The organism is Microbacterium sp. LWO12-1.2 (assembly GCF_040675875.1).
GTDB lineage: Bacteria > Actinomycetota > Actinomycetes > Actinomycetales > Microbacteriaceae > Microbacterium.
Window position 1 is genome coordinate 3,448,583 of record NZ_JBEGII010000001.1, and the last position, 23,396, is coordinate 3,471,978.

21 protein-coding genes and 1 pseudogene are annotated in these 23,396 nt (G+C 68.8%); 9 read left to right on the top strand and 13 right to left on the bottom strand.

Features of this window, described 5'->3' with window-relative positions; translation table 11 throughout:
* Positions 1-4: 4 nt before the first annotated feature.
* Genes MRBLWO12_RS16525 through MRBLWO12_RS16540 form a run of 4 tightly spaced genes read left to right on the top strand, consistent with a single transcriptional unit; the run spans position 5 to position 3,733 of the window.
* Positions 5-769, top strand: a complete 765-nt coding sequence (locus MRBLWO12_RS16525) for a hypothetical protein (RefSeq protein WP_363557421.1) — start codon at positions 5-7, stop codon at positions 767-769.
* Positions 766-1,821 carry a peptidoglycan-binding protein gene (locus MRBLWO12_RS16530; RefSeq protein WP_363557423.1) on the top strand — a complete coding sequence of 352 codons (1,056 nt, stop codon included), beginning with the start codon at positions 766-768 and terminating at the stop codon, positions 1,819-1,821. The genes MRBLWO12_RS16525 and MRBLWO12_RS16530 overlap by 4 nt, the downstream gene beginning before the upstream one ends.
* Entirely contained in the window at positions 1,818-2,528 is a 711-nt protein-coding gene (locus MRBLWO12_RS16535) for an ABC transporter ATP-binding protein (protein WP_363557425.1), read from the top strand. Before MRBLWO12_RS16530 ends, MRBLWO12_RS16535 begins: the two co-directional genes overlap by 4 nt.
* Complete coding sequence (locus tag MRBLWO12_RS16540; RefSeq protein WP_363557427.1) at positions 2,525-3,733, top strand: ABC transporter permease; 1,209 nt, start codon at positions 2,525-2,527, stop codon at positions 3,731-3,733. The genes MRBLWO12_RS16535 and MRBLWO12_RS16540 overlap by 4 nt, the downstream gene beginning before the upstream one ends.
* A gap of 277 nt (positions 3,734-4,010) precedes the next feature.
* Here the strand turns inward: MRBLWO12_RS16540 and MRBLWO12_RS16545 are convergent, their stop codons facing one another.
* The 4 genes from MRBLWO12_RS16545 to MRBLWO12_RS16560 are packed head-to-tail and all read right to left on the bottom strand — an operon-like array spanning position 4,011 to position 6,332.
* Complete coding sequence (locus MRBLWO12_RS16545; protein ID WP_363557429.1) at positions 4,011-4,778, bottom strand: ABC transporter permease; 768 nt, start codon at positions 4,776-4,778, stop codon at positions 4,011-4,013.
* Positions 4,775-5,617 (bottom strand): ABC transporter ATP-binding protein, encoded by an 843-nt coding sequence (locus tag MRBLWO12_RS16550; protein ID WP_414685492.1) that lies wholly within the window; start codon positions 5,615-5,617, stop codon positions 4,775-4,777. Before MRBLWO12_RS16550 ends, MRBLWO12_RS16545 begins: the two co-directional genes overlap by 4 nt.
* On the bottom strand, positions 5,614-5,985 hold the full coding sequence (locus MRBLWO12_RS16555; protein WP_363557431.1) for a DUF1048 domain-containing protein: 372 nt from the start codon (positions 5,983-5,985) through the stop codon (positions 5,614-5,616). The genes MRBLWO12_RS16550 and MRBLWO12_RS16555 overlap by 4 nt, the downstream gene beginning before the upstream one ends.
* Positions 5,986-5,987: 2 nt before the next feature.
* The gene (locus tag MRBLWO12_RS16560) at positions 5,988-6,332 is read right to left on the bottom strand and encodes a PadR family transcriptional regulator (RefSeq protein ID WP_363557433.1); all 345 of its coding nucleotides are present in this window, start codon (positions 6,330-6,332) and stop codon (positions 5,988-5,990) included.
* Between the two features lie 199 nt (positions 6,333-6,531).
* On the opposite strand from MRBLWO12_RS16560, the gene MRBLWO12_RS16565 reads away from it, so the two are divergent.
* The gene (locus tag MRBLWO12_RS16565) at positions 6,532-7,527 is read left to right on the top strand and encodes an FUSC family protein (protein ID WP_363557435.1); all 996 of its coding nucleotides are present in this window, start codon (positions 6,532-6,534) and stop codon (positions 7,525-7,527) included.
* A 9-nt stretch (positions 7,528-7,536) separates the two neighbouring features.
* On the opposite strand, the pseudogene MRBLWO12_RS16570 reads toward MRBLWO12_RS16565, so the two are convergent.
* The 4 genes and pseudogenes from MRBLWO12_RS16570 to MRBLWO12_RS16585 all read right to left on the bottom strand — a co-directional run bounded on the left by MRBLWO12_RS16570 (position 7,537) and on the right by MRBLWO12_RS16585 (position 13,249).
* Positions 7,537-8,834: pseudogene (locus MRBLWO12_RS16570) on the bottom strand (threonine/serine ThrE exporter family protein).
* 32 nt (positions 8,835-8,866) lie between these two features.
* A complete protein-coding gene (locus MRBLWO12_RS16575; RefSeq protein ID WP_363557437.1) occupies positions 8,867-10,222 on the bottom strand; it encodes an anaerobic C4-dicarboxylate transporter family protein in 1,356 nt (451 codons plus the stop codon).
* Positions 10,219-10,959: a peptidase E gene (locus MRBLWO12_RS16580; protein WP_363557439.1), complete on the bottom strand. Its 741-nt coding sequence runs from the start codon at positions 10,957-10,959 to the stop codon at positions 10,219-10,221. Before MRBLWO12_RS16580 ends, MRBLWO12_RS16575 begins: the two co-directional genes overlap by 4 nt.
* A 106-nt stretch (positions 10,960-11,065) precedes the next feature.
* On the bottom strand, positions 11,066-13,249 hold the full coding sequence (locus MRBLWO12_RS16585) for an alpha-galactosidase (protein WP_363557441.1): 2,184 nt from the start codon (positions 13,247-13,249) through the stop codon (positions 11,066-11,068).
* Positions 13,250-13,333: 84 nt separating this feature from the next.
* Between MRBLWO12_RS16585 and MRBLWO12_RS16590 the strand changes: the two genes are divergently transcribed.
* Positions 13,334-14,488, top strand: a complete 1,155-nt coding sequence (locus MRBLWO12_RS16590) for an ROK family transcriptional regulator (protein WP_363557443.1) — start codon at positions 13,334-13,336, stop codon at positions 14,486-14,488.
* 117 nt (positions 14,489-14,605) lie between these two features.
* Here MRBLWO12_RS16590 and MRBLWO12_RS16595 read toward each other — a convergent pair whose 3' ends face one another.
* A complete protein-coding gene (locus tag MRBLWO12_RS16595) occupies positions 14,606-15,337 on the bottom strand; it encodes an SGNH/GDSL hydrolase family protein (protein ID WP_363557445.1) in 732 nt (243 codons plus the stop codon).
* 55 nt (positions 15,338-15,392) lie between these two features.
* Here MRBLWO12_RS16595 and MRBLWO12_RS16600 point away from each other — a divergent pair, with 55 nt between their 5' ends.
* Entirely contained in the window at positions 15,393-15,923 is a 531-nt protein-coding gene (locus MRBLWO12_RS16600; protein ID WP_363557447.1) for a cytochrome C5, read from the top strand.
* A 9-nt stretch (positions 15,924-15,932) separates the two neighbouring features.
* Here MRBLWO12_RS16600 and MRBLWO12_RS16605 read toward each other — a convergent pair whose 3' ends face one another.
* Positions 15,933-16,934 carry a magnesium and cobalt transport protein CorA gene (locus MRBLWO12_RS16605; RefSeq protein ID WP_247628644.1) on the bottom strand — a complete coding sequence of 334 codons (1,002 nt, stop codon included), beginning with the start codon at positions 16,932-16,934 and terminating at the stop codon, positions 15,933-15,935.
* A gap of 372 nt (positions 16,935-17,306) precedes the next feature.
* Here MRBLWO12_RS16605 and MRBLWO12_RS16610 point away from each other — a divergent pair, with 372 nt between their 5' ends.
* Positions 17,307-18,533 (top strand): ATP-binding protein, encoded by a 1,227-nt coding sequence (locus tag MRBLWO12_RS16610; RefSeq protein WP_363557449.1) that lies wholly within the window; start codon positions 17,307-17,309, stop codon positions 18,531-18,533.
* A gap of 147 nt (positions 18,534-18,680) precedes the next feature.
* On the opposite strand, the gene MRBLWO12_RS16615 is transcribed toward MRBLWO12_RS16610, so the two are convergent.
* The 3 genes from MRBLWO12_RS16615 to MRBLWO12_RS16625 are packed head-to-tail and all read right to left on the bottom strand — an operon-like array spanning position 18,681 to position 21,897.
* Complete coding sequence (locus MRBLWO12_RS16615) at positions 18,681-19,703, bottom strand: Gfo/Idh/MocA family protein (protein ID WP_363557451.1); 1,023 nt, start codon at positions 19,701-19,703, stop codon at positions 18,681-18,683.
* Positions 19,700-20,704, bottom strand: coding sequence for a Gfo/Idh/MocA family protein (locus MRBLWO12_RS16620; RefSeq protein WP_363557453.1), 1,005 nt, complete (start codon positions 20,702-20,704; stop codon positions 19,700-19,702). Before MRBLWO12_RS16620 ends, MRBLWO12_RS16615 begins: the two co-directional genes overlap by 4 nt.
* Positions 20,701-21,897 (bottom strand): ROK family transcriptional regulator, encoded by a 1,197-nt coding sequence (locus MRBLWO12_RS16625; protein WP_363557455.1) that lies wholly within the window; start codon positions 21,895-21,897, stop codon positions 20,701-20,703. The genes MRBLWO12_RS16620 and MRBLWO12_RS16625 overlap by 4 nt, the downstream gene beginning before the upstream one ends.
* Positions 21,898-22,085: 188 nt before the next feature.
* Here MRBLWO12_RS16625 and MRBLWO12_RS16630 point away from each other — a divergent pair, with 188 nt between their 5' ends.
* Positions 22,086-23,327: an ABC transporter substrate-binding protein gene (locus MRBLWO12_RS16630; protein ID WP_363557457.1), complete on the top strand. Its 1,242-nt coding sequence runs from the start codon at positions 22,086-22,088 to the stop codon at positions 23,325-23,327.
* Positions 23,328-23,396 lie beyond the last annotated feature (69 nt).

Genomic DNA, 23,396 nt, shown 5'->3' on the forward strand with positions numbered 1-23,396 from the left:
AGTCATGTTCGACTCGAAAGCACGCCGTTCACTGGTGGTGATGCCTGCTGTCTTCGCGCTCTTCGCGCTCTCCGCGTGCAGCGCCCCGGCCGGGGACGACAAAGCGGACGATGCCGCGAACGATGCCGCCGCCGCTCGGTTCGTGACCTGTCTCACCGAAGAGGGTCAGACGGCGAAGATCGTCGAGGGCGGGCAGGTGGGCCTGCTGATGCCGGAAGTCGGGGGCGACGGGGGCATGGGCACGCTCAGCGACAGCAGCGTCTCGGTCAGTGTCGGCGAGGGTGAGGGCGAGGAGATGGCGATGTCGATGATCTTCTCGGACGACGACGGCACGTGGCTCGCATCGACGGCCGCGTCCGGTTATCCCGAAGACGGCGGCCAGCGAGCCGCCTGGGAGAAGTGCGAGGAGGAGGTTCCCGAGTTCACGCAACCCGAGCCCGACATCTCGATGCAGGAGGGCACGCAGATGTTCTCGCCGGAGGAGTTCATGCAGTCGGGACTCGACTTCGCCGCGTGCGCCAGGGAGAACGGCTTCACGGACTTCGCCGATCCCGACGCCGACGCCATGCTGGAGCTGCCGGCGGGCATCACCGAGGATGAGGCGCGCACTCTCCTCGACGCGTGCGCGGACACCGCAGGCGACATGCCGCCCATGTTCACGCAGGCGAGCATCGAGGCGGTCGACTTCGACTGGTTCGCGGTGATGGCCGAGTACTTCGACGGCGCCTTCTCCGCGGCTACCGTGCTGCCATCCGGAGGCGACGAATGAGCCGTCGATTGACGAAGGTGCTGCTGCCGGTCGGGGTGCTGCTCGTGGCTGCGGCGGTGGCCCTCGCGGTGCTGCAGCCGTGGAGCTCGGTCGCCGAGACTCCCGATGACGGCAAGGAGCCGGTCACCGCGAATGCCGAGCTCACCACTCTCACGTCGGATCTGCGGCTGAACGGCACGCTGAGCTACGGCGCATCGATCGCTCTGCCGGGTCGTGGCGGCACCATCACCCGCCTGCCGACCGCGGGTGACGTGATCGGCGTCGGGCAGGCGATCTACGAGGTCGACGGCAAGCCGGTGATCGCGATGCGCGGTGACCGCCCGTTCTGGCGCGATCTCGGTATCGGCGTCGAGAACGGACCGGACGTGCGTCAACTGGAACAGGCTCTCGCCGACCTCGGCTTCGGCAAGGACATGACGGTGGACGACGAGTTCACGGCGGTCACGGAAGCCAACGTCAAGGCCTGGCAGAAGTCGCTCGGTGTGACGAAGGACGGCGTCGTGAAGCTGGGCGATGTCGTGGCGATCACCGCGGCATCCGTGCGTGTCGAGTCGGTCACGGCGAAGCTGGGCGATCCGGCGGGGACGAGCCCGCTGAAGTACACCAGTACCGCTCTGCGTGTGGTGGCCAAGCTCACCGACGCGCAGGCGCGGGAGATCCTGCCGGGAACGCCCGTGACGGTCGTGCTGCCGGACGGTGCAGAGGTGCCGGCGACCGTGACGGCCGTCGACCCCGGCGGACAGCCGACCGAGAAGGAGGGCGAGACCACGCCTCCAACCGGGAACGTGGAGTTCGATGACCCCGCTGTCGCGGAGGGCATCGGGCTGCGCGCCGTGAAGGTCGTGTTCGCGGCGTCCGAGGTGAAGGACGCGCTGGTCGTGCCGGTGACGGCGCTCGTGGCGACCACCGATGGCGGCTACGCGGTCGATGTGCTCCGCAAGAAGGGCACGGTCGAGCGCGTGGCGGTCGAGGTCGGCCTGATCGCTGACACGCGCGTGCAGATCGTCGGCGGCGACCTCGCCGAGGGCGATGCCGTGGTGGTGGCACGATGACGTCGGACACGGTGGTCGAGCTGGTCGACGTGGTCAAGGAGTACCCGGGCAGTCCGCCGCTGCGGGTGCTGCACGGCATGAGCCTCGCGATCGGGAGCGGCGAGCTGGTGGCGGTCGTCGGAGCATCCGGATCGGGCAAGAGCACGATGCTCTCGATCATGGGCACCCTCGACGACCCCACCAGCGGCACGGTGCTGATCGACGGGACGGATGCCGCGGCGCTCGCCGAACGCGAGCGCGCCGTGTTGCGCGCTCGCCGCATCGGGTTCGTGTTCCAGCAGTTCTTCCTGCTGCCGGCGCTCAGCGCGGTCGACAACGTCGCGCTCGGGCTCCTCTATTCGGGGGTGCCGGCGGCGGAGCGGTCGGCGCGGGCGGCGGCTGCCCTGGAACGGGTCGGTCTCGCCGCTCGGATGAAGCACCGACCGGGTCAGCTCTCCGGTGGCGAGCAGCAGCGGGTGGCGATCGCGCGGGCGATCGTCGGTGCCCCGTCGGTGCTGTTCGCCGATGAACCGACGGGGGCGCTCGACTCGACGACGGGCGAGCGCATCCTCGAACTGCTCACCTCGATCGCCGATGCGGGCACCGCGGTCGTGATCATCACGCATGACCCGCACATCGCGGAGCGCACGCAGCGGCAGGTCAGCATCCATGACGGACGCATCGTGAGCGACACCGGTTCGTGCGAGAGGGAAGAGGTCGCGGCATGAGACGCAGAGGAGAGCGGCTGCCGCGGCTCACGGTCGCTGACAGCATCCGCACCGCGCTGATCGGACCGCGCAGTCGCAAGATGCGCACGGCGCTGTCGGCACTCGGTGTCGCGGTGGGCATCGCTGCGCTCACGGCCATCACCGGTATCGCCGCCTCCAACCAGGCGGAGCTGCTGGCGAAGCTCGACGCGCTCGGAGCGAACATGATCGTCGTGCAACCCGGATACGGGCCCGACAACAAACCGGTCGCCCTGCCAGAGACGGCCGCGGGGATGATCGAGCGCGTGGCGGGAGTGGAACAGGTCGGCGTGCTCGAGAAGGTGCCGGACGGCATCGGCGTGTACCGCAACGACCTCATGCCGAAGAGCCAGGGCAACGGGCTGACCGCGTATGCGGCGAGTCCCGACTTCCTGTCGTCGGTCGAAGGGTCGGTCGCGCAGGGTTCCTGGTTCGACGAGACCGACCGCTCGCTGCCGGTGACCGTGCTCGGTTCCGCCGCCGCCGCGCGGATGGGCATCACGGAACCGGGCGTGCGGGTGTGGATCGGCGAGCAGTGGTACACGGTGATCGGCATCCTCGATTCGGCCGGCCTCGCCGAGTCGATCGACGCGAGTGCGTTCCTCGGCGACCGCTGGGCGGCGGAGCACGTGTCGGCGCAGGACGATGACACGATCGCCTCGATCTACGTGCGAATGTCCGACGGCGGCACGGGCGAGAAGGTGCGCGACGCGATCGCCCGTGCGGCGAACCCGTCGTCGCCGTACGTGCAGGTGACCGGACTCGGCGACCTCGCCGGTGCGCGGGACACCGCGGACGACTCACTGTCCGGCCTCGCGGTCGGTCTCGCGGCGATCGCTCTGCTGGTCGGAGGGATCGGCATCGCGAACACCATGGTGGTGGCGGTGCTGGAGCGGCGCGGTGAGATCGGACTCCGGAGGGCGCTCGGTGCGCGTTCGGGACAGATCGCCGGTCAGTTCGTGGCGGAGGCGATCGTGCTCGGTGGGCTGGGGGGCATCGCCGGGGTGATCTGCGGGGCGCTCGGCGTCGTCGCCTACGCCTCGATCCAGGGGCAGGCGGTGACGATCCCGGTGGTGGTGCTCGTCGGCGGCCCGGTCGTGGCACTGGTCGTCGGTGTGATCGCCGGGCTGTATCCCGCGATCAGTGCGGCGCGGCTCTCTCCGACGGCGGCACTGCGGACGGTCTGACCCGTTTGGTGCGCGGAGAATCCGATATGACGGATGCCGCGGCATCCGTCATGAAGGAGATCTCGCGGAATGACGGAGCCTCTCGCGCGGAACGTCCTTCATTCCGCGAGATCTCCGCCGTTCCGTGCGACGCATCCGTTCCGTGCGACGCGCCCGTTCCGTGCGACGCACCCGTTCCGTGCGACGCGCCGCCGCAAGGGTCAGTGGCCGAGCGCGGCGAAACGCCCTGGCCGGGGAGAGCATCCCCGGTCAGAGCGTTCCGTCTCGCTGGGCGCGGTCATCTGACCTTCTTCCGGTAGGCGATGATCGCGAACACGTAGGCGACCATGAGGATGCCGACACACCAGGCCAGTGCGACCCAGATCTCGGTGCCGACCGGCTTGCCGGCGAAGAGCGCCTGGATCGTGTCGACGATCGATGTCACCGGCTGGTTCTCCGCGAACCAGCGCACCGGACCGGGCATCGTGTCGGTGGGCACGAACGCCGAGCTGATGAACGGCAGGAAGATGAGCGGGTAGGAGAACGCGGTCGCGCCGTCGATCGTCTTCGCGCTGAGACCGGCGATGATCGCCAGCCAGGTGAGGGCGAGGGTGAACAGCAGCAGGATGCCGATCACACCGAGCCAGGCCAGGGGGCTCGCGCCGGTGCGGAATCCCATCAGGAACCCGACGCCGAAGATGATCGCGAGCGTGATGCCGTTCGCCGTCAACGACGTGAGCACGTGAGCCCACAGCACGCTCGATCGCGCGATCGGCATGGAGTGGAAGCGCTCGAACAGGCCGCTCTGCAGATCGTTGAACAACCGGAACGCCGTGTAGGCGATGCCGGATGCCACAGCGATCAGCAGGATGCCCGGCAGCAGGTAGTTCACGTAGTTCTCGGTGCCGGCGCTCTGCTGGAGGGCACCGCCGAAGACGTACACGAACAGCAGCATCAGCGCGATCGGGGTGACCGCCGTGGTGATGATGGTGTCGGGGCTGCGGAAGATGTGCCGCATGGAGCGGCCGGTGAGCGTCGCGGTATCGGCGACGAAGTGCGTGCTCATGCTGCTGTTCCTTTCTGGTTCTGGGCCTGGGGCGCTTCGACAGGCTCAGCGACCCAGCCCTGGTTCCCTGAGCCTGCCGAAGGGCCTGCGGCCTTGGTACCGACGAGGGTGAGGAAGATCTCCTCGAGTGTCGGCTGCTTCTCGACGTACTCGACCTTGGCGGCGGGCAGCAGCTTCTTGAGCTCGGCGAGCGTGCCGTTGGCGATGATGCGTCCCTCGTGCAGGATCGCGATGCGGTCGGCCAGGTGCTCCGCCTCGTCGAGATACTGCGTGGTGAGGAGCACCGTGGTGCCGGTGTTCGCGAGCTCCTTCACGACCTGCCACACCTCGAGGCGGGCCTCGGGGTCGAGGCCCGTGGTCGGCTCGTCGAGGTAGATGACCTCGGGGTGTCCGACCAGGCTCATCGCGATGTCGAGCCGACGCCGCATGCCTCCGGAGTAGGTGCCGACCTTGCGTGATCCGGCATCCGTGAGGCGGAACGTCGCCAGCAGGTCGTCGGCGATCGCGCCGGGGTCGGCGAGGTGGCGGAGCCGGGCGACCAGCACCAGGTTCTCGCGTCCGGTGAGGATCTCGTCGACCGCGGCGAACTGCCCGGTGAGGCTGATCCGCTCCCGCACCCCGAGGGGGTCGGCGGCCACATCGACGCCCTGCACGGTCGCCGTGCCGGCATCCGCTTTCAGGAGCGTCGACAGGATGCGCACGACCGTGGTCTTGCCGGCGCCGTTGGAGCCGAGCAGGGCGAAGATGCTGCCCGGCGCGACCTCGAAGTCGACGCCGCGGAGCACGTGCAGATCCTTGTAGGACTTCTCGACGCCCCGCACGGTGATGGCTGCGGTCATGATTCCTTCTCCGTCTTCGTGGCCTCGTCGACAGCCTTGATGAGGCGTGCGCGCTCCTTGTCGATCCACTGCTTTCCGCTGTACGCCCTGGCGAAGTTCTCGGCGAACTCGACGGGGTCGTCTCCGACGATCGCGCTGATCGGGGTGCCGTCGATCGCGGCGCGCTCCCACAGGTCGGCGTAGTCGACGATCATCTGCACAAGGGTGTCGCCCTCGGTGATGCCTCCGTAGTACATGAAGTACCGGTGGAAGGCATCCGCCGTCGCGCGGTACGGCTCGGGCAGAGCGTCGAGGCGGGCCTTGGCCTGCTTGTACTGCTTCTTCTGCTCGAGTGATCCGGTGACGGCTTCGATCCATTTCGCGGCCATGGTCAGTTCTCCTTCTGGGCGGTGTGTGTGGTGTTCAGTTCTTCGATGCGCTGCGCGAGGACGTTCCAGGTCTTCCAGAACTCCGCGAGCTCGTGGGTGCCCTGCGCGTTGAGGGTGTACACCTTGCGGGGCGGGCCCTTCTCGCTCGGCACCTTCTCGACGTCGACGAGACCGCGCTGCTCGATCCGCACCAGCAGGGCGTAGACCGTGCCTTCGGCGGTGTCGGTGAAGCCGTGGTCGCGCAGGCGTGCGGTGATGTCGTATCCGTAGGCCGGCTGCTCGGCGAGGAGGGCGAGGACGATGCCCTCCAGCGTGCCTTTGAGCATCTCGGTCATCTGCTTGCCCATGGATGCTCCTCTCATTCGATATTCGGTACTCAGTGATGCTGGGTACCGGTACAAAGTAACACTAGGTACCGGTACTTAGCAACACCGAATACTGAAGTCTCTCGAGGGTGCCTGCGGGCACGGGAACGGGAGGGGCGGATGTCGGATGCGGAGGGCATGAGTGGTGGCGCGCGGCCGCCGGACGAGCCAGAGTGATGGCATGGCGTCTGCAGTCGCGTGGTCATGGAGGAACGCCCTGCACGGGGTGGCCCTCGCCGCCCCCGCGGGCATCGCCTCGTTCAGCGACCCGTCGGCCGGACTGGCTCTCGCCGTCGGCGTGCTCCCCGCCGCCGCGCTCGGTCTGGCGAGCAGCCGTCGGCAGCGGGCGATGGCGCTGGTGGTCGGTGCCATCGCGGCCGCGGCCGTGCTGCTCGGCGCCGTGGTCTCCGGCATCCCCGTGCTCGCCGTGGCGGTGATCTTCGTGCTGTGCATCGGGGTCGCCGCGCTCGCCGCCGATCACTCCCGACGTCTCGCCGCACCGGTGATGCTGCTCGGGCTCCCGCTCATCGGAGTGGGCCTCTCGTTCCCCTCGGTGTCGGCGGCGCTCGCCGCAGCGGCACTGCTCCTGGCCGGTTCGCTCTACGGCTTCGTGGTCTCATTGCTCTGGCCGGACGGGGTCGCGCTCGCGCGTCCGGCCCGCCCCGACACCACACGCTCGGCGATGCTTGTCTACGGCATCCAGATCGGACTGGCCGGTGCGGTCGCGGCCGCCGTCGGCTTCGCGCTCGGCGTGGATCACCCCGGCTGGGCGTGCGCTGCCGCACTCCTTGTCAGCCGTCCGCAGCACCTCGCGCTCGTCAGCCGTGGGTGGGGGCGCGCGCTCTCGGTGATCGTGGGAGCGCTGGTCGCGTGCGGTATCGCCGCGATCGCTCCGGGAACCGCTGTTCTCGCGCTGCTGCTGATCGTCGTCCTGGCCGTCGGCACCGGCACCGCAGGCAGTCGCTGGTACGTCTTCCCGTTCTTCTCGACCTTCATCGTGCTCTCGATGCTGCTCCTCGAGGACACCGCGACGCCCGCGCACTGGTTCGTGGAGCGCGTCGGGATGACGCTGCTCGGAGTCGCCCTCGCGCTCGCTGCGGCGGCGATCGTGCCGTGGCTCGCGCGGCCGCTCCTCGCGCCGGGACAGGGCGGTGGGTCGGGGTCGGGTCCGGGATGACGGACGGGCCTAACGTCGACGCCAGGGCAGCAGGCGCTCCCACACGCCGGGAGCCCGGGCGACCACGGTCGGCGCAGCCACCGCGAACTGCACGATCTCCTCGGCGCCGTGGTGCACCACGCGATACAGAGCCGTGCCGATGAGCACCCCCAACGCAATCGACATGACCGACACGAGTGCGGTCATGAAGTCGGCGAGACCGCTGTCGGTGGCCACCGCCTCGGTGAGTCCGACCAGGCCCGCAGCGCCCAGTACGAGCAGCCAGAATGCGGGCAGGAACGTGATCTGCGCGGGCACGCCGTGTCGCAGCGAGGCGATCCAGAAGACGGCCAGGGTCATCGCGACCGCGCCGATGAAGCCGCCCATCGTTGGACCGAGCAGCACCGCGCCGGCCCACTGGCCGGCATACGCGACGATCAGCGCGAGCAGCACCCACCCGAACGTCGACGACGGCGCGGAGAAATGCAGATAGTTCCCCAGTGCGAACACCAGGATGCCGATGAGTGCCACCCACCACGGGAGGAAGGATGCGGTGGCCAGCGGTTCGTACGAGCGCGACTCCACCCCCACCACGCTGCCGGCGGCGAGGATGCCGAATGCCAGCAGCGCGAGCTGCACGAAGCCGTAGACCAGGCGAGAGGCTCCCGAGATCATCTGTCCGGCCGCGAGTTCGACGGTCGCGGTCGTCAGCACGCCGCCGGGAAGGAAGGTCACCAGCGGGGCGATGAGCAGCCTGATGGGGTCGCCGATCTCGATCACCTCTGCGAGCAGGAAGACCGCTGACGCGCACACGAAGGCCGCGGCGATCGGCATCACGAGCTGCAGGGTGGGCGAGCGCACCAGCTTGAGCACTCCGATGCCCGCGCCGAGCACGAACGCGACGATCGCTCCCTGCCAGGTGGGAGTGAGCAGCCGGTCGTGAGCACGGCGTGCCCGAGGGTGCGGGTGGCCCATCCGAGCCGCGGGCGCATCGCCCCGATCTCGTTCAGCCGGGCGATGCCGTCGAGCGGCGGGACCGACCCGGTGCGCGCCTGCGCGATGAGCTCGTACAGCGCCGCGATCTGGTCGAAGCGGAACGATGCGTTGGTCGCGGAACGGATGGCGACCCGCGACTCCTCGTCGTCGCCGGTCTCGACCAGGATGATGGTCGGCAGCACCACGAAGTCGGTGTCGTCGCCGCCGTAGGCCCCGGCGACCTCGGCCATGGTGTCGCGGATGCGGTCGACCGACTCGGCCGACGCGTTCATCCCCTGCGCCAGTCCGAGCAGGAACTGGCGCAGGGCCGAGCGGGCCACGGCATCCGGCATGTCAGCGGGCCGTCCTGTCAGGAGCGGTCATGTCAGGAGAACAGGAACGAGAGCGTCACTCCGACGATGATCGCCACACCCACGTAGACGAGGTTCGGCAACTGGAACGAGTGGTCGAAGACGAACTTGCCCATCTTCGTCGTCCCGGTCTGGTCGAAGGCGACGGTCGCGACCTGACTGCCGTTGGCGGGCAGCGTGTATATGCCCATGGTCGACGGCCACAGACCGACGAGGAGCGGTGCGGGCAGACCGATCGTGATGCCGATCGGCACAATCGCGTTGGTCGCGCTCGATTGGCTGGTCGTGAGCATCGCGACGGCGAACAGGGCGAGCGCGAACAGCAGTGCGCCGAGGAACGCCGAGGATCCGGAGACCACCGAGCCGAGGCCGTCGACGATCAGGGTCTGGTTCGCCGCGACGAAGGTGTTCGCGAGCCAGGCGATACCGAACAGGGCGATGGCACCGACGAGTCCGGCGGGGAACGTCGGCTGCTTCGGCACGTCGGCGGCCTTGACCTTGCAGAACACGAAGATCAGGGCCGCGATCACACCCATGACCACCTCGATGATCACGGTGACGCTGAGGCGCACGGGGTCGCCGGCGTCATCCGTCCCGATGACCGGGCGCAGTCCCTGGAAGAGGCCGAACAGCACGATGACGCCGACGCCGATCAGGAACAGCGCGGCCGAGAGCACCGCGGTGCGAGGGAGCTTGGTCTCGTGCGCATCCACGACCGGTGGCTGGATCTGCTTGTCGGCCAGGCGGCGCTGGAACTCGGGGTCGTCCTCGAGGTCCTTGCCGTGCCGCATCATGACGAGCGCGGCGACGAAGAGCCCAGCGATGGATGCCGGCCACATGATCAGCAGCAGTCCGCCGAGGTCGACGCCCTGCGGTGCGAGCAATACGACCATCGAGGCCGTGGCCGCCGACACCGGAGAGCACAGGATGCCGACCTGCGAGGCGACGGCCGAGACCGACAGCGCTCGCTCCGGACGGATCTTCTGCTGGTACGAGACGTCGTAGATGACGGGGAGCAGCGGATAGAAGATGTTGCCCGTGCCGGCACCGACCGTGAAGAGGAACGACATCGCGGGGGCGAGGAACACGACGGACTTCGGCTTGCGTCTGATGACCTTGGCCGCGACCGAGACCATCCAGTCGATGCCGCCGGCGGCCTGCATGGTCGATGCCGCGGTGATGACGGTGATGACGATGAAGACCGTATCCACCGGAGCATTGCCCGGCGCCTCGCCGAACACGAAGATGAGGACGGCGACACCGACGAGTCCCCAGACGCCCAGCCCGATCCCGCTGGTGCGGGTGCCCATGTAGATCGCGAGGATGACGACGATCAGCTGGGCGATCAGGATCCACACGTTGTCGTTCACGACGACGGCCCCTTCGTGATCGGGGCCGACCCGACGAGGATCTCGGTGGCGAGCTCGGTCTCGACGATCCGGCCGCCGATGGCCTCGACCCGCAGTGCCAGAGGATTCTCGACCGGACTGATCGCGGTCACGAACTCGGAGTTCTCGAAATGCAGCGACTGCAGATTGCCGACCGCGTAGCCCGTGGCGAGCTCGCCCTTCAGGAGCGAGTCGTGGAACAGAGGGCGCCGCTGGTCCTCCGCGTCGTAGTGCGGGCAGAAGCTGCCGTGCAGGAAACCCAGTCCTTCGGGGAGCACCTGAAGGGTCGGACCGTAGCTGTCGGTGGTGCCGCCCTCGAACCAGCAGATACCGCCGGCGCTGCCGCCCGTGAAGACGACGTTCGAGGCCGGGTCCTCCCACATCTCGCGCATGATCTCGTCGAGACCCTGTCGCTTCCACACGTCGAGCATGTTGGCGGTGTTGCCGCCGCCGACGTGGATCACGTCGAAGCCCTTCACGAACCCGGCGAGGTCGTCGACCGCGCGGTGGAACAGCGGCAGATGGTGTGGTGCGCATCGGTCGGAGTCGTACGTGGAGTAGAAGCTCACGATGTACGCGGCGTCGTCTCCGGTCGCGGTTCCGACGAAGAGGACTCGAGGTCTCTTCTTCCTCGTGAGTCCGAGGATGTAGTCGTGCGTCGGATCGTTCCGACGCTCCATCATCGCCTTGCCTGCTCCGGTTGCCACCACATGAGACATGAGCCACCCCGCTCTCGACTGCAGATGCGGCCAACATATCGGTGCGGTGGTGGGTCGTCTAGACCATCTTCGAGTCGACCGGGAGGGGGGGTGCCGGTCCCGGATCTCAGGACGCGACGGGCGTCAGGTGCAGCAGCAGCGCGTTGCCGGGGTTCAGCACCGGAAGCGGGAGTCCCTGCGCGAGCACCGCGCCCGTGACGGTGAGGTCGCCCGACATCCAGGCCGGATCTGCGACCTGATGCCGGCCGGCGGCGCCGATCTCCTCGCGCACCCGCACGCGGTAGGTGGCCCCGGGCTCGAGCCCGGGGATCGGGATACGCGGGGTGTTCGCGGTGCCGCTGGTCTCGGTGCGCACCCACGCGAACACGGCTTCGCGGCGGTCGTGGCTCACGACTCCGTGCAGCAGAGCGCCGGAGTTCACATCATCCGCGCGCACCGTGACGCCCGAGTGCAGCAGGCCCCGCAGCTCGCGGTACAGCGAGGTCCACGCGGCGATCCCCGCCCGTTCCTCGGCGCTCGCCGCGGTCAGATCCCACTCCAGGCCGGCGTGACCGAACAGGGCGGTCGCGGCGCGGAACGAGAACGAGGCATGCCGGCCTGTGGTGTGCGACACCGTCGGTCCGACGTGCGCGCCGAGCAGCTCCGGGGGGAGCAGCGTCTGCGTCCCACGTTGGATTTGCTGGCGCTCGACCGGATCGTTGCAGTCCGAGGTCCAGACCCGGTCGGTGCGGGCGAGGATCCCCAGATCCGCGCGCCCGCCGCCGCTCGCGCACGATTCGATCTCGAGCAGCGGATGCCGACGTCGGAGCTCGTCGAGCACCCGATACACGCCGCGGGTGTGGGCCCGCACGTGCCGGTCGGCCTGCGCTCCGAGTGAGGCGTGCAGATCGCGGTTGTGGTCCCACTTCACGAAGTCGACGGCGGCCGTGGTGATCACGTCGTCGAGGCGTTCGAGGATGTACGCCTCGACCTCGGGGCGCGAGAAGTCCAGCACGAACTGGTGGCGAGAGGCGAGCAACGGGTTCTCGCCCAACAGCCACTCCGGATGCTGTCGCGCGAGGTCGGAGTCCGGGTTCACCATCTCGGGCTCGAACCAGAGGCCGAACTGCATCCCGAGTCCGTGCACGCGCTCGGACAGGGGGAGGATGCCCTCGGGCCAGACCGTCCGGTCGACGAACCAGTCGCCGAGGCCAGCGCTGTCATCACGGCGCCCGCGGAACCACCCGTCGTCGAGCACGAAACGCTCGACACCCAGTTCGGCCGCGGTCGTGGCCAGGGTGGTGAGGGTCTCGAGGTCGTGGTCGAAGTACACCGCCTCCCACGTGTTCAGCAGCAGCGGTCGCGGGGTGCGGGGGTGACCCGGGCGGGAGCGGATCGAGGTGTGCAGGCGGGCGGTGACGCCGTCGATGCCCTGGTCGCTCCACGCGAAGAGCGACTCCGGAGAGAGGTACGTCTCGCCGGGCTGAAGCCGCAGCTCGCCCGCATCCACGATCTCGCCGCCGCCCAGCACCGCCGCGTGCACGCCGGCGCCCTCCGGTAGCCGCTCGACGCGCATCTCCTGGTTGCCGCTCCAGGCGAGGTGAGCCGCCCAGACCTCACCGGTGCGGAAGCGGAAGCCGCGGGTGCCGGTGAGTGTGAGGAACGAGGAGTCATGGCCCGGCCGGCCACGGCGCGACGACCGCAGCCAGGTGCCGTCGTGGATCTGCGCCCGCTGCGGCTGGCGTTCGTGGGTCCAGCGACCGGTGAAGTCGACGATCTCGGCGGCACGCGCGGGGAGCGGGAGCAGGGCGCGCGCCGCGGTGATGTCGATGTGGCGGTCAGCGGTGATGTTCGCGAGCGCGATGGTGGCGTGCAGCAGCCCGGCATCATCCAGGAGGTAGTGGAACGTGGCCTCGACCGCGGCGCCGGCGTCCCGTAGCACGAAGCGCACCTCGGCGCCGTCGTGGATGGTGCCGTCGTGGGTGGCGCCGTCGTGTGCGGTCTCGACCAGCGAGAAGCCGTCGATCACGGCATCCCCCGCGCTCGCCTCGATGGCCGGGGTGCCGGACCACCCGTGCGCGCGCCCTGCGGTGATCGAGAACGACCGCGGGATGTCGAGGGAGCTGTTCATCACGGCGGGGGTGGTGGTGGCGAGCAGCCCGGGGATGTCGGCGTCTTCCAGCGCGGCGCCCCAGTGCGCGACTGCGGGGACGCCGAAGACGTCGGGAGCGAACACCACGCTGACGCCGCCGTTGCGGAGGTGCGTCGTGTCGGCAGCCGGCCGCGTCGCGGGGGAGTTACTTGACGTCATGAATTAATCATGCGTACTGTCGGGGATGACTGCAACCCGAGCGCATACGCGCGTCCTGCCTGTGCTGTCGGAAGGACTCTCCCCGTGAATCGGATCCCGGTCACCTCGCCTGCCTCGGTCGCGGTGTTCCGTCGCATCCTCACCCACGGGCCACTCGCCAGGGTCGACATCTCCCGTGACACCGGGCTCTCCGCAGCCGCCGTCACGAAGGCGGTGACGCCGTTGCTCGCCGCCGGGTTCGTGATCGAGTCGCCGGATCCGCGCGCGACCTCGACGGTCGGGAGGCCGGTCAGCCCGCTTGCCGTCGCCCCTGATCGCGCGCACGTCATCGGGATCAAGGTCACCGCGGATCGGACCTACGGCGTGCGGACGGACCTCGGGGCGACGGTGCGGGCGCGGGCCGACGAGGAGAACGCCGGGTCGTCGGTGGGCGCAGTGCTCGCCGCCGTCGTGCGCGTGGTCGATCGCCTGCGGGCGGGCGCCGAAGACGCGGTCAGCGGCATCGGCGTCGCACTCTCCGGAGATGTCGATCGCGCGGGCGGCCAGGTGCGGGAATCCGCCCTGCTCGGCTGGCAAGGGGTGCCCTTCGCGCAACTCGTGCAGGAGGCCACCGGCATCCCGGCTCTGCTCGACAACGACGTGCGCGCACTCACCACCACCGAGCTGCTGTTCGGGGCCGGTCGGGATGCGGAGTCGTTCGCGGTCGTGACCATCGGCACCGGTACCGGGTGCGGGCTGTACCTGAACGGCCGGGTCGTGCAGGGGGCGTTCGGGGTGGCCGGCGAGATCGGGCACCTGCCCTTCGCCCCGACGCATCTGCGCTGCCGCTGCGGACGTCACGGATGCGTGGAAGCGGCGGCCTCGACCGCCGCGATGCTCTCCCTGGTGCGCGAGGGACGGGCCCAGCCCGACCTCTCGATCGGGGATGTCTTCGCGCTCGCGCATGCCGGCGACCCGGTGGCGCGGGGGGTGTTCGCGCAGGCCGGCAGGGTGATCGGCACAGCGCTCGCCGCCGTGGTGAATCTCACAGGACCGGAGCTCGTCGTGTTCGCGGGTGAGAACGTCACCGAGTACGGGCTGTACGAGGAGCACCTGCGCGCGGCCTTCGCCGAGTATACGTTCGGAGCGGCAGGGGACTGCCCGATCGTGCTGCGCCCGCACACGTTCGAGGACTGGGCGCTGGGCGCCGCCGCGTGCGTGATCGAGGACATCGCGAGCGGGGTCGCTGCGGGCGGATGATCCGGGCCGCGGCAGTAGTCACCGCTTCGGGAGGAGAACTCGGGCTCGGGAGGAGCCTGAGCCGAGGATCCTCCTCCCGAGGAGGAGAACTCCTCCCGAACTCCTGCCGAACGCGCGTCAGCCCAGGGCGCCCGCGGCCGCGACCTGGCCCTCGAGCAGTCCGAGGGTGCGCGAGTGCAGCGGGTCGGGGCGGATGCCGAGGGCCTTCGCGAGCTCGATGGCGAGGGCGGCATGACCGGTGGCGTTGGGGTGGAAGGGGTCGTTCATCAGGCCCCAGGGCACTCCACCGCCACCGAGCTCGGTGAAGCGGGCGAGCTGGTCGACCAGGATCACGTCGTCACTCGCGGCCACCGCGCGCACGGCAGCGGCGAACTCCGCGACGCGGGCGCGCTCGGGAGCGTTCAGGTCGTCGATCGACGGCGGGGTCTGCAGCACAGGGATGGCGCCGAGCGCTCGTACCCGCGACACGAACTCGTGCAGCGACGCCGCGTAGTCGTCGGCCGAGATGATCGGCCACACGCCTCCCGTCGACATGTCGTTGGTGCCGATCATGAGGGTCACCACGTCGGGTCGCCACGACGAGACCCGGCGGTCCCAGTCGCCCAGGATGTCGACGATGCGGTGGCCGCTGATGGCCGAGTTGATGACGATGTCGCGCACACGCTCGAGCTCCCCGCGGATCAGCTCGTGCAGGTGCTCCGGATAGCTGCGCCCACCCTGCGTGTGCACGAGGCCGTGCGTGATCGAGTCGCCGGTGATGACCCAGTTGAGCGGCTCCGCGCTCACGAGGGCATCGGAGAGACGGCGGAGGTCGGAGGCGGCGGAGGCGGGGGAATCGGCGTTCGGCACGAGGTCGAGCCTATCGGCCGCCCCACGCCGGCCCCGGATGCGAAAGACTGTTCTCATGACCTCGCCTGTGCTCGACGCCCTTCTCGCCCGCATCGTCGAGAGCGGCCTGCTCGACGAACCCGTGGCCGAGAACGATCTGGTCTACGGCCGGGCGAGTATCGACGCCGCGGGCACCGTGGTGACGGTCAACGTCGACCCCGAGCTCGAGGACCACGGCGATGACGTCGACATCGACGCACTGCTCGAGGCGATGTCGCGCATCCTCTCGGTGAACGAGACCACCTGGCGTGCCGTGATCGATGAGGTCGTCGCCGACATCGAGGACGCGGTCGACGACGAGCCGGTGATCGAGCAGGTCGAGCTGCGTGACGATCTGGAGGCGACCTCGGTCGTCGTCTTCGCGGATGCCGTGCTGCTGGCCTTCGACGCCCCGCGCCAGTTCCCCGACTCCCGGATCCTGGTGCAGCTCGATGAGGACCTCGAGGTCTCCGGCATCGAGGTCAGGGACCGCGACGGCGTGGAGACCGTCGAGTTCGATTCACTCGACGATCTCCTCGACCACATCAGCGGCCCCGACCAGGACTGACGCCGCCGGTCACAACCACTTCTTGTACTTGAAGACCCCGTAGAGGGCGACGGCGAAGGCCGCCATGGCTCCGAGCGCGAGCGGGTAGCCGGCGGCCCAGTGCAGCTCCGGCATGACGTCGAAGTTCATGCCGTAGACGGTGCCGACCAGGGTCGGGGCGAAGATGATCGCCGCCCAGGAGGAGATCTTCTTGATCTCGTCGTTCTGGGCGAGGCTCACCTCGGACTGGCGCCGCGCGACCAGTGCGGACTGCACGGTGAGGGCGTTGTCGAGGATCGCGCGGAACGAGTCCACGCGCTCGTTCACCCGGATGGTGTGGTCGAGCACGTCGCGCAGCGAGCGCTGCAGCTCCTCGTCGATGCGGTACTTGTCGGAGCCCCGACGCAGCCACTCCAGCATCCCGGTGAGCGGATGCACCGCCCGCTGGAAGTTGATCACCTCACGTGACAACTCGTAGATGCGGCGCGAGAGCGCGTCGTCATCGCTGTCGCCGAAGAGCTCGTCCTCGATCTCGTCGATGTCGTTGAGGAGTCCGGCCACGATCGGCTCGTAGCCGTCGACCACCTCGTCGAGGATCGCGTAGAGCACCGCCTCCGGCCCCATCGCGAGCAGCTCGGGGTTGGCTTCCATGCGCTGGCGCACCGCGACCAGGTTGGGGGATTCCGCGTGCCGGATCGTCACCACGAAGTCGGGGCCGATGAACAGGTGCAGCTCGCCGAACTCCACCGACTCCTGCTCGTCGCGGTAGCGGGCGGGCCGCAGCACCGCGAACAGGGTGTCGCCGTAGCGCTCCACCTTCGAGCGCTGGTGGCCCGAGAGCGCATCCTCGACGGCGAGCGGATGCAGGTCGAACTCGCGCGCGACCGATTCGACTTCCTGCGGGCTGGGTCGGTACAGGCCGATCCACGCGGTGCCGCCGACCGAATCCATGATGCGGTAGGTGTCGTCGAGGTTCTTCGGGGTCTCCACGCGACGTCCGTGGACGTACACGCCGTTGTCGATGAGGGCCATGATCAGGCTCCGTTCTCGCGCGCGCACGCCCGATGAGGGCCGTGCGCAGAATTCGTCAGGGGGCGGATGACGCCGCCGACGGCTGCGGAGAAGGACGTGCGATCGCGGAGCGGATGCTCAACGGGCGATCACAGGGAGTCGCGACGCAGCGGTGGCGGCGTCGTAACTATCATCGGACATCGCCATCACCGCCTTCCGGACTCTCCTCGGGGTCAGATGACCCAACACTTCAGCATACGCCTTGATGCTGAGCGTCTGCGCGTGCTCCTGGGTCTGCGGGTTCCCTCACTACTGGGGAGTGCGTACCTTTACTCGTCTTACTACGCTTTATTAGAAACAAATAAAGCCATCTAAACCTCCTAAGGAGGATTCGTGGACAGCATCCTGAATCCCTACACGCCGAACGCCGGTGCTTCACCGGAGATCATCGTGGGGAGGGAGGAGCAGACCCGAGGCTTTCGCACGTTGCTCGCCCGTCTCTCGGCAGGCCGGACGCATCAATCGATGGTGATCGTGGGATTGCGCGGGGTGGGGAAGACAGTCCTCCTCAACGAGTTCCGAGAGATCGCCTACGCGGCAAAGTGGGAGGTCATCGAGTTGGAAGCCAGCAAGCACGACGACGCGCGGTTCCGCCAGACGATTGCGACGCTATTGAAGGCTTCTCTGTTGCGGATCTCGCCACGAGCTCGATGGAGCGATGTGGGACGGAGAGCGGCCGAGGTTATCACCGCCTTCTCGGTGACCGTCGATCAACAGGGAAGCTGGCCGATCGGCTGGGATGTCGACGCGGCCGAGGGGCTGGCTGATCATGGCGAACTGGCAATGGATCTCAGCGATGCACTCGTGGCCGTAGGAGAGGCGGCGAAGGAGAAGGGCCGCGGCGTCGCGATCTTGATCGATGAGGTCCAATTCCTCACCCAACGGCAACTCGAGGCCCTCATCCAGGCGATCCACAAGACCGTTCAGCGGAAGCTGCCGATCACGTTCGTGGGAGCCGGACTTCCCCAGATCGCTGAACTCGCCGGTGATGCGAAATCCTACGCAGAGCGACTCTTCCAGTTCCCTCGCATCGACTCCTTGGCTGCCGCGGATGCGCAGAAGGCGATCACTGAACCCGCGGAGGCCGAGGGGGTTGGCTACGAAGCGGATGCCGTCGATCTCGCTTTCCAGATCACGCAGGGGTACCCGTACTTCATCCAAGAACTCGGGTTCCAGGTCTGGGAGATCGCCGAACAGAATCCGATCACTCGCAGCGACGTCGAACTGGCACGGGAAGCGTATGAGGACAAGCTCGACAGCTCGTTCTTCCGGGTTCGTCTGGATAGGGCCACGCCTCTCCAGACCGCGTACATGCGTGCGATGGCTGAACTGGGTCCGGAACCTCAGAAGGCGGATGCCGTTGCCCGTCTGATGGGCCGAGAATCAACTCAGGTCGGCCCCACCCGTGCAGAACTCATCGACATGGGGTTGCTGTTCACTCCGGAACACGGCTATGCCGCCTTCACGGTGCCCGACTTCGACAAGTTCATGCTCCGAGCAGTGCCGACGCTCGTGGTCCCCGAGATCAAGAAGCGCGCACGGAAGAAGCCCGCTCCCTGATCGCCGACCGAGTCCCCGGGTCGCGGAGCCTGTCGAAGCATCCGAAGACCCTTCGACAGGCTCAGGGACCCAGAGGCGACAGGCTCAGGGACCCAGAGGTGGCAGGCTCAGGGACCCAGAGGTGGCAGGCTCGAGGGAGCCGCGGGATCAGAGAGCGACGACCTCGCCACCACGCGCAGCGGACGCCTGTGCTGCCTTCACGATCTCGACGGTGCGGATGCCGACGCCGGCGTCGGGCTGCGGCTGACGGCCCTCGCGCACGGCCGCGACGAACTCCTCCAGCAGCAGCGCGTCGAGATCGGCGCCGACCGGGTCCCAGGTCTCGCCGTGCGCATCGTGGCCGGCGACGCCCTTGGCGAAGGGGCTCACGGTGACGGTGCCGCGTTCCGCGACGATCTGCAGCGTGAGGCCGCCCCAGGTCGGAGAGCTGAGCGGCCAGCTCCACGAGCAGTCGATCGTCGCGATGACTCCGCTCGGGTACTGGATCGTGACGAGGCCGCCGGTCTCGACGGCGAGGTCGCGCTGCGCGTGCAGGATGTCGTTCGACACGGCGCGCACGGACTGCGCCCGCTCGCCCAGCAGCTCGTCCAGCAGGTCCGCGCAGTGCACGACGTGATCGACGAGCGCTCCGCCGCCTGCCAGTTCCGGATCGGTGAACCAGGCGCGGTCCTGGGGGAGCGTGCCGTTGTTGATGCCGGTGACACCGAGGATGCGTCCGAGGCGTCCGCTGCGCAGCTCGCCGATGGCGTCGCGCACGGCCGGGGCGAAGCGCACCGGATACGCGACCATGAGGATCACGCCCGCCCGCTCGCAGGCGGCGCGCATGGCCTCGGCATCTTCCACAGTGGTGGCCAGCGGCTTCTCGCACAGCACGTGCACGCCGGCGGCGGCCGCGCGCTCGACCAGAGCGCGGTGCCGCGAGTTCTCGGCGGCGATCACGACCGCGTCGGGCTGCCAGGCGAAGGCCTTGTCGTAGCTGTCGACGTACTCGACGCCGAGCTGGGCCGCGAGGTCGGCGCCACGGGGTGCATCGTCTGGCGCACTCGCACCGTCGGGGTCGGCGGCGATGAGCTCCACTCCCGGCATGCTCTTCAGGGCGTGGACGTAGCTGAGCGCGTGCGTGTGCGCGAACGACAGGACGGCGATGCGCAGCGGGGTGGCGGCGTTCATCGGGTGGCCTCCTCGGCCTCGAAGGCGGGCAGGGAGACCGCGGCGCCCGCGGCGATGGACGCATAGGCGGCTTCGGCGACGGCGACGGCCTCGATTCCGTCGGCCGGGGTGACCAGGGCATCGCGTCCCTCGCGGATCGCCGCGAGGAAGTCCACGATCTCGGCGTAGTACGGGCTCTCCTCCGGCGACATCGGCGGCAGGTAGTCGGCGGCGGCACTGTCGAGCACGGCATCCGTGCGCAGCGTGTGGTCCTCGGCGCTGTCGTACCGCAGGCGCCCATCGGAGCCGGCGACCTCGACGCTGGTGCGGAACGGCATCCCGGGCGCGACCCAGCTGCCGTGGATGTGGCTGATCACGCCGCTGCGGTGCGTGAGCACGACGTGCGAGGTGACGGGAGCGGGCACCCGGTCGTCGACGGTCGGCGGGTTCTGCACGGCGTAGACCGCGGCGACGGGCCCTGCGAACCAGATCGCCTGGTCGATGTCGTGGATCATCAGGTCGCGGATGAGTCCGCCGCCCGTGCTCTCGGAGAAGAACCAGGGGGTCTGCGGCGCGGAACCTGAGCGGCTGAAGCGCTGCACCGCGACCGTGCCGATGCGCCCGGACTCGATGCCCTGCTTGATGCGCCGGTACTCGCCCATGTAGCGCACCACGTGGGCGGGAAAGAGGCGCGCACCGGCGTCGGCGGCGGCCCGCGCGACGGTCGCCGCGATATCGGCGGTGGCCGCGAGCGGCTTCTCGCAGATCACATCGCGGCCGCGGGCGATCGCGCGCAGGGCGAAGTCGGCGTGGGTGCTGCTGGGGGTCACGATGTCGACGATGTCGACCAGCTCGATCAGCTCGTCGACATCGGCGACGACCGTGAATCCGTACTCCTCGGCGATCTCCTCGGCGCCGACCAGGGAGGTCACGTAACCGGCGGCGCCCAGTGCGCGCCAGGCATCAGCATGCACACGGGAGATCCCGCCGGCGCCGATGAGTCCGACCGTCAGGGTGCTCACTTGTTCTCCTCGGGGGAATCGGGCGACTCGGCGGTGGCCGCAGAGCCGTGGGGATGTTCGTCGTTGGGCAGAGGGGTGATCGGCGGTACGGGCATGTCGTCGATCCGGTAGATCTGGCCGGAGTGCCGCTGGAAGGCGTGGACGAGTGCGCCATGCGCCGCCGCGTCGGCACCCAGGCGGGCCTCGGCGAGCGGCACCTGGAAGGGAAGGCCGAGGTGGTGGGGCAGCGCGGCGCGGAGTGGATCGAGCAGTTGCTCGTGCGCGGCCGAGAGACCACCGCCGATCACGATCATGGCGGGGTCGACCGTCATGATCAGGGTCGCGATGCCGTGCGCGAGCTCGTCGATGAAGGCGTCGAGCTCCTGCTGCGCCTCCGGGTCGCCCGCGCGCGCGGCTTCGAACACCTCGGCAGCGGTGGGTGCCGTGCGCCAGGTGATCTGGCCGGTCTCGGTGTCGAGACCGCGGAAGGCCAGGCGTCCGATGTCGCCGGCCGCGTTGTGGATGCCGCGGCGGGGGCGACCGCCGAGGATCAGGCCCATCGCGATGCGGTTGCCGACCGAGAGGTAGATCACGTCATCCACCAGCTGGGCGACGCCGAGGTGATGCTCGGCCACGGCGGCCAGACGCACGCCGTTGTCGACCGCCACGGGGCATCCGAACGCCTGGCGCAGCTGCGCGCCGATGTCGACTCCCGACCATTCGGGGATCACGACCGAGGTCGTCACGCGCCCCGAGTCGTCGACGATCCCGGGCAGCGAGACGCCGATCGCCCGCACGTGCGAGGCCGGGATCGATGAGGCGGAGAGCGAGCGGCGCACGTCGTCGATCACGGCGGCGAGTTTCGCTGCACCGTCATCGTGCGCGGCGACCCCGGGGTAGCTGTGCTGGGCGACCACGCGACCGGCGAGATCGGCGAGCACGACCCGCACGCTGGCGACGCCGATGTCGAGGCCGACGACCGTGCCGGCGGCGGAGTGGAAGGAGTAGCGACGTGCGGGGCGGCCGGCGCCGACACCCGCGCGCACGGGGGTGTCGATGATCGTACCGGCGTCGCTCAGGGCGGTCACGGCGGTCTCGACCGAGGTGCGGGAGACTTCGAGGGACCGCGACAGCTCGTTCACGGTCGCCGGCCCGACATCGCGAAGGTGCAGTGCCGATCGGGTCACGATCGACAGCGGGTTCAGCACGACCATGTGCGGTCCTTCCTTCTTCGCCGTCTCCGGGTGCGATCAAAATAGCACACCGCATTTTTGAATCAACAGGTGCTGTTCTCGACGCGGAAACACAACCGTAACAACCGCATGCAAATCTGCACTTGACCAATTATCCCACGCTGGTGTCATAATAGGACGACCCAGCACGGCATTAGCAAAGGAGCACCATGCGCGTCAGCAAGTTCACCGGCGTCGCCGCAGGCATCGCGGCCGCCACGTTGTTGGCCGGATGTTCGGCCGGCGGCGGCAGCGCCCCGTCGGGAGAGCAGGACATCACCGTCTGGCTGTACCCCGTGATCGCCGATGAGGCGGTGCACAAGGACTTCTGGGACACGACGATCGCCGCGTTCGAGAAGGACAACAAGGACGTCAACGTGAAGTACGAGATCTTCCCGTGGGCGAATCGCGACGAGTCCCTGCAGACGGCGATCGCGGCAGGCAAGGGTCCCGACCTCGTCTACCTCGTGCCCGACCAGCTCGCGGCGTACCAGAAGTCGATCCTCCCCCTCAACGATCTGCTGAGCGAGGAGCGTCAGAGCGACCTGCTGCCGAACGTCAAGACCTCTGTCACGATCGACGGCGACATCCTCGGCGCCCCCGTGCTCACCAGCGCTCAGCCCCTCATCTGCAACGCTGCGGCGTTCGAGGCGGCCGGCGTCACCGAGTACCCGGAGACCTGGGACGACGTCATCGAGATGGCGCCGAAGTTCACCGAGAAGGGGATGTACGCGCTGAACTACCCCGCCTCGGCCGAGAACACCCTCAACCTCACCTACTACCCGCTGCTGTGGCAGGCCGGTGGCGAGGTCTTCACGAAGGACGGCGATGTCGGCTTCGACAGCAAGGCCGGCAAGCAGGCACTCACCTTCATCACCGACCTGGCCGAGTCCGGCGCCCTCGACCCCGAGGCCCTGACCACCAACGTCCCGCTCGAGCAGACCGCGATCGCCCAGGGCAAGGTCGCCTGCACGTGGAACAACGGCGTCACCGAAGTGGCACCGTTCTGGGGCGAGGAGAACGTCAAGGTCCTCGCGCCGCTGACCGACAAGGAGACCGTCGCGTACGGCACCGTCGGCTCGCTCTCGGTGCTCAAGGGCTCCAAGGCCCCCGAGGCCGCCGCGGCCTTCGCCGAGTACGCGACCAGCGCCGATGTGATCGAGCCCTACCTCACGGCGGCAGGCTACTTCTCCGCGCTCAGCACCACCGAGCCGCTCTACGCGGATGACCCGCTGCTGGGCGAGGTCGAGAAGTACGTGCCCGACACGACGGTCGGCGAGCTCAACGCGAGCTCGCGTGCCCTCATGGGTGTGCTCGCCCCGGAGATCCAGGCGGCCCTGCTCGGCCAGAAGGCCCCGGCGGATGCCCTCAAGGATGCTGCGGCCGCCGCGGCACCGCTGCTGAAGAAGTAAGCATGACCGGGGGCGTGCGGGAACCCGCCGCACGCCCCCTCCTCCTTCTCTCCTGAGAGGTATCGACTG

Excerpts from the sequence above, each read along its gene's own strand:
- MRBLWO12_RS16525 (WP_363557421.1), top strand. The coding sequence starts at position 5 with ATGTTCGACTCGAAAGCACGCCGTTCACTGGTGGTGATGCCTGCTGTC.
- MRBLWO12_RS16530 (WP_363557423.1), top strand. The coding sequence starts at position 766 with ATGAGCCGTCGATTGACGAAGGTGCTGCTGCCGGTCGGGGTGCTGCTC.
- MRBLWO12_RS16535 (WP_363557425.1), top strand. The coding sequence starts at position 1,818 with ATGACGTCGGACACGGTGGTCGAGCTGGTCGACGTGGTCAAGGAGTAC.
- MRBLWO12_RS16540 (WP_363557427.1), top strand. The coding sequence starts at position 2,525 with ATGAGACGCAGAGGAGAGCGGCTGCCGCGGCTCACGGTCGCTGACAGC.
- MRBLWO12_RS16545 (WP_363557429.1), bottom strand. The coding sequence starts at position 4,778 with ATGAGCACGCACTTCGTCGCCGATACCGCGACGCTCACCGGCCGCTCC.
- MRBLWO12_RS16550 (WP_414685492.1), bottom strand. The coding sequence starts at position 5,617 with ATGACCGCAGCCATCACCGTGCGGGGCGTCGAGAAGTCCTACAAGGAT.
- MRBLWO12_RS16555 (WP_363557431.1), bottom strand. The coding sequence starts at position 5,985 with ATGGCCGCGAAATGGATCGAAGCCGTCACCGGATCACTCGAGCAGAAG.
- MRBLWO12_RS16560 (WP_363557433.1), bottom strand. The coding sequence starts at position 6,332 with ATGGGCAAGCAGATGACCGAGATGCTCAAAGGCACGCTGGAGGGCATC.
- MRBLWO12_RS16565 (WP_363557435.1), top strand. The coding sequence starts at position 6,532 with ATGGCGTCTGCAGTCGCGTGGTCATGGAGGAACGCCCTGCACGGGGTG.
- MRBLWO12_RS16580 (WP_363557439.1), bottom strand. The coding sequence starts at position 10,959 with ATGTCTCATGTGGTGGCAACCGGAGCAGGCAAGGCGATGATGGAGCGT.
- MRBLWO12_RS16585 (WP_363557441.1), bottom strand. The coding sequence starts at position 13,249 with ATGACGTCAAGTAACTCCCCCGCGACGCGGCCGGCTGCCGACACGACG.
- MRBLWO12_RS16600 (WP_363557447.1), top strand. The coding sequence starts at position 15,393 with ATGACCTCGCCTGTGCTCGACGCCCTTCTCGCCCGCATCGTCGAGAGC.
- MRBLWO12_RS16605 (WP_247628644.1), bottom strand. The coding sequence starts at position 16,934 with ATGGCCCTCATCGACAACGGCGTGTACGTCCACGGACGTCGCGTGGAG.
- MRBLWO12_RS16615 (WP_363557451.1), bottom strand. The coding sequence starts at position 19,703 with ATGAACGCCGCCACCCCGCTGCGCATCGCCGTCCTGTCGTTCGCGCAC.
- MRBLWO12_RS16625 (WP_363557455.1), bottom strand. The coding sequence starts at position 21,897 with ATGGTCGTGCTGAACCCGCTGTCGATCGTGACCCGATCGGCACTGCAC.
- MRBLWO12_RS16630 (WP_363557457.1), top strand. The coding sequence starts at position 22,086 with ATGCGCGTCAGCAAGTTCACCGGCGTCGCCGCAGGCATCGCGGCCGCC.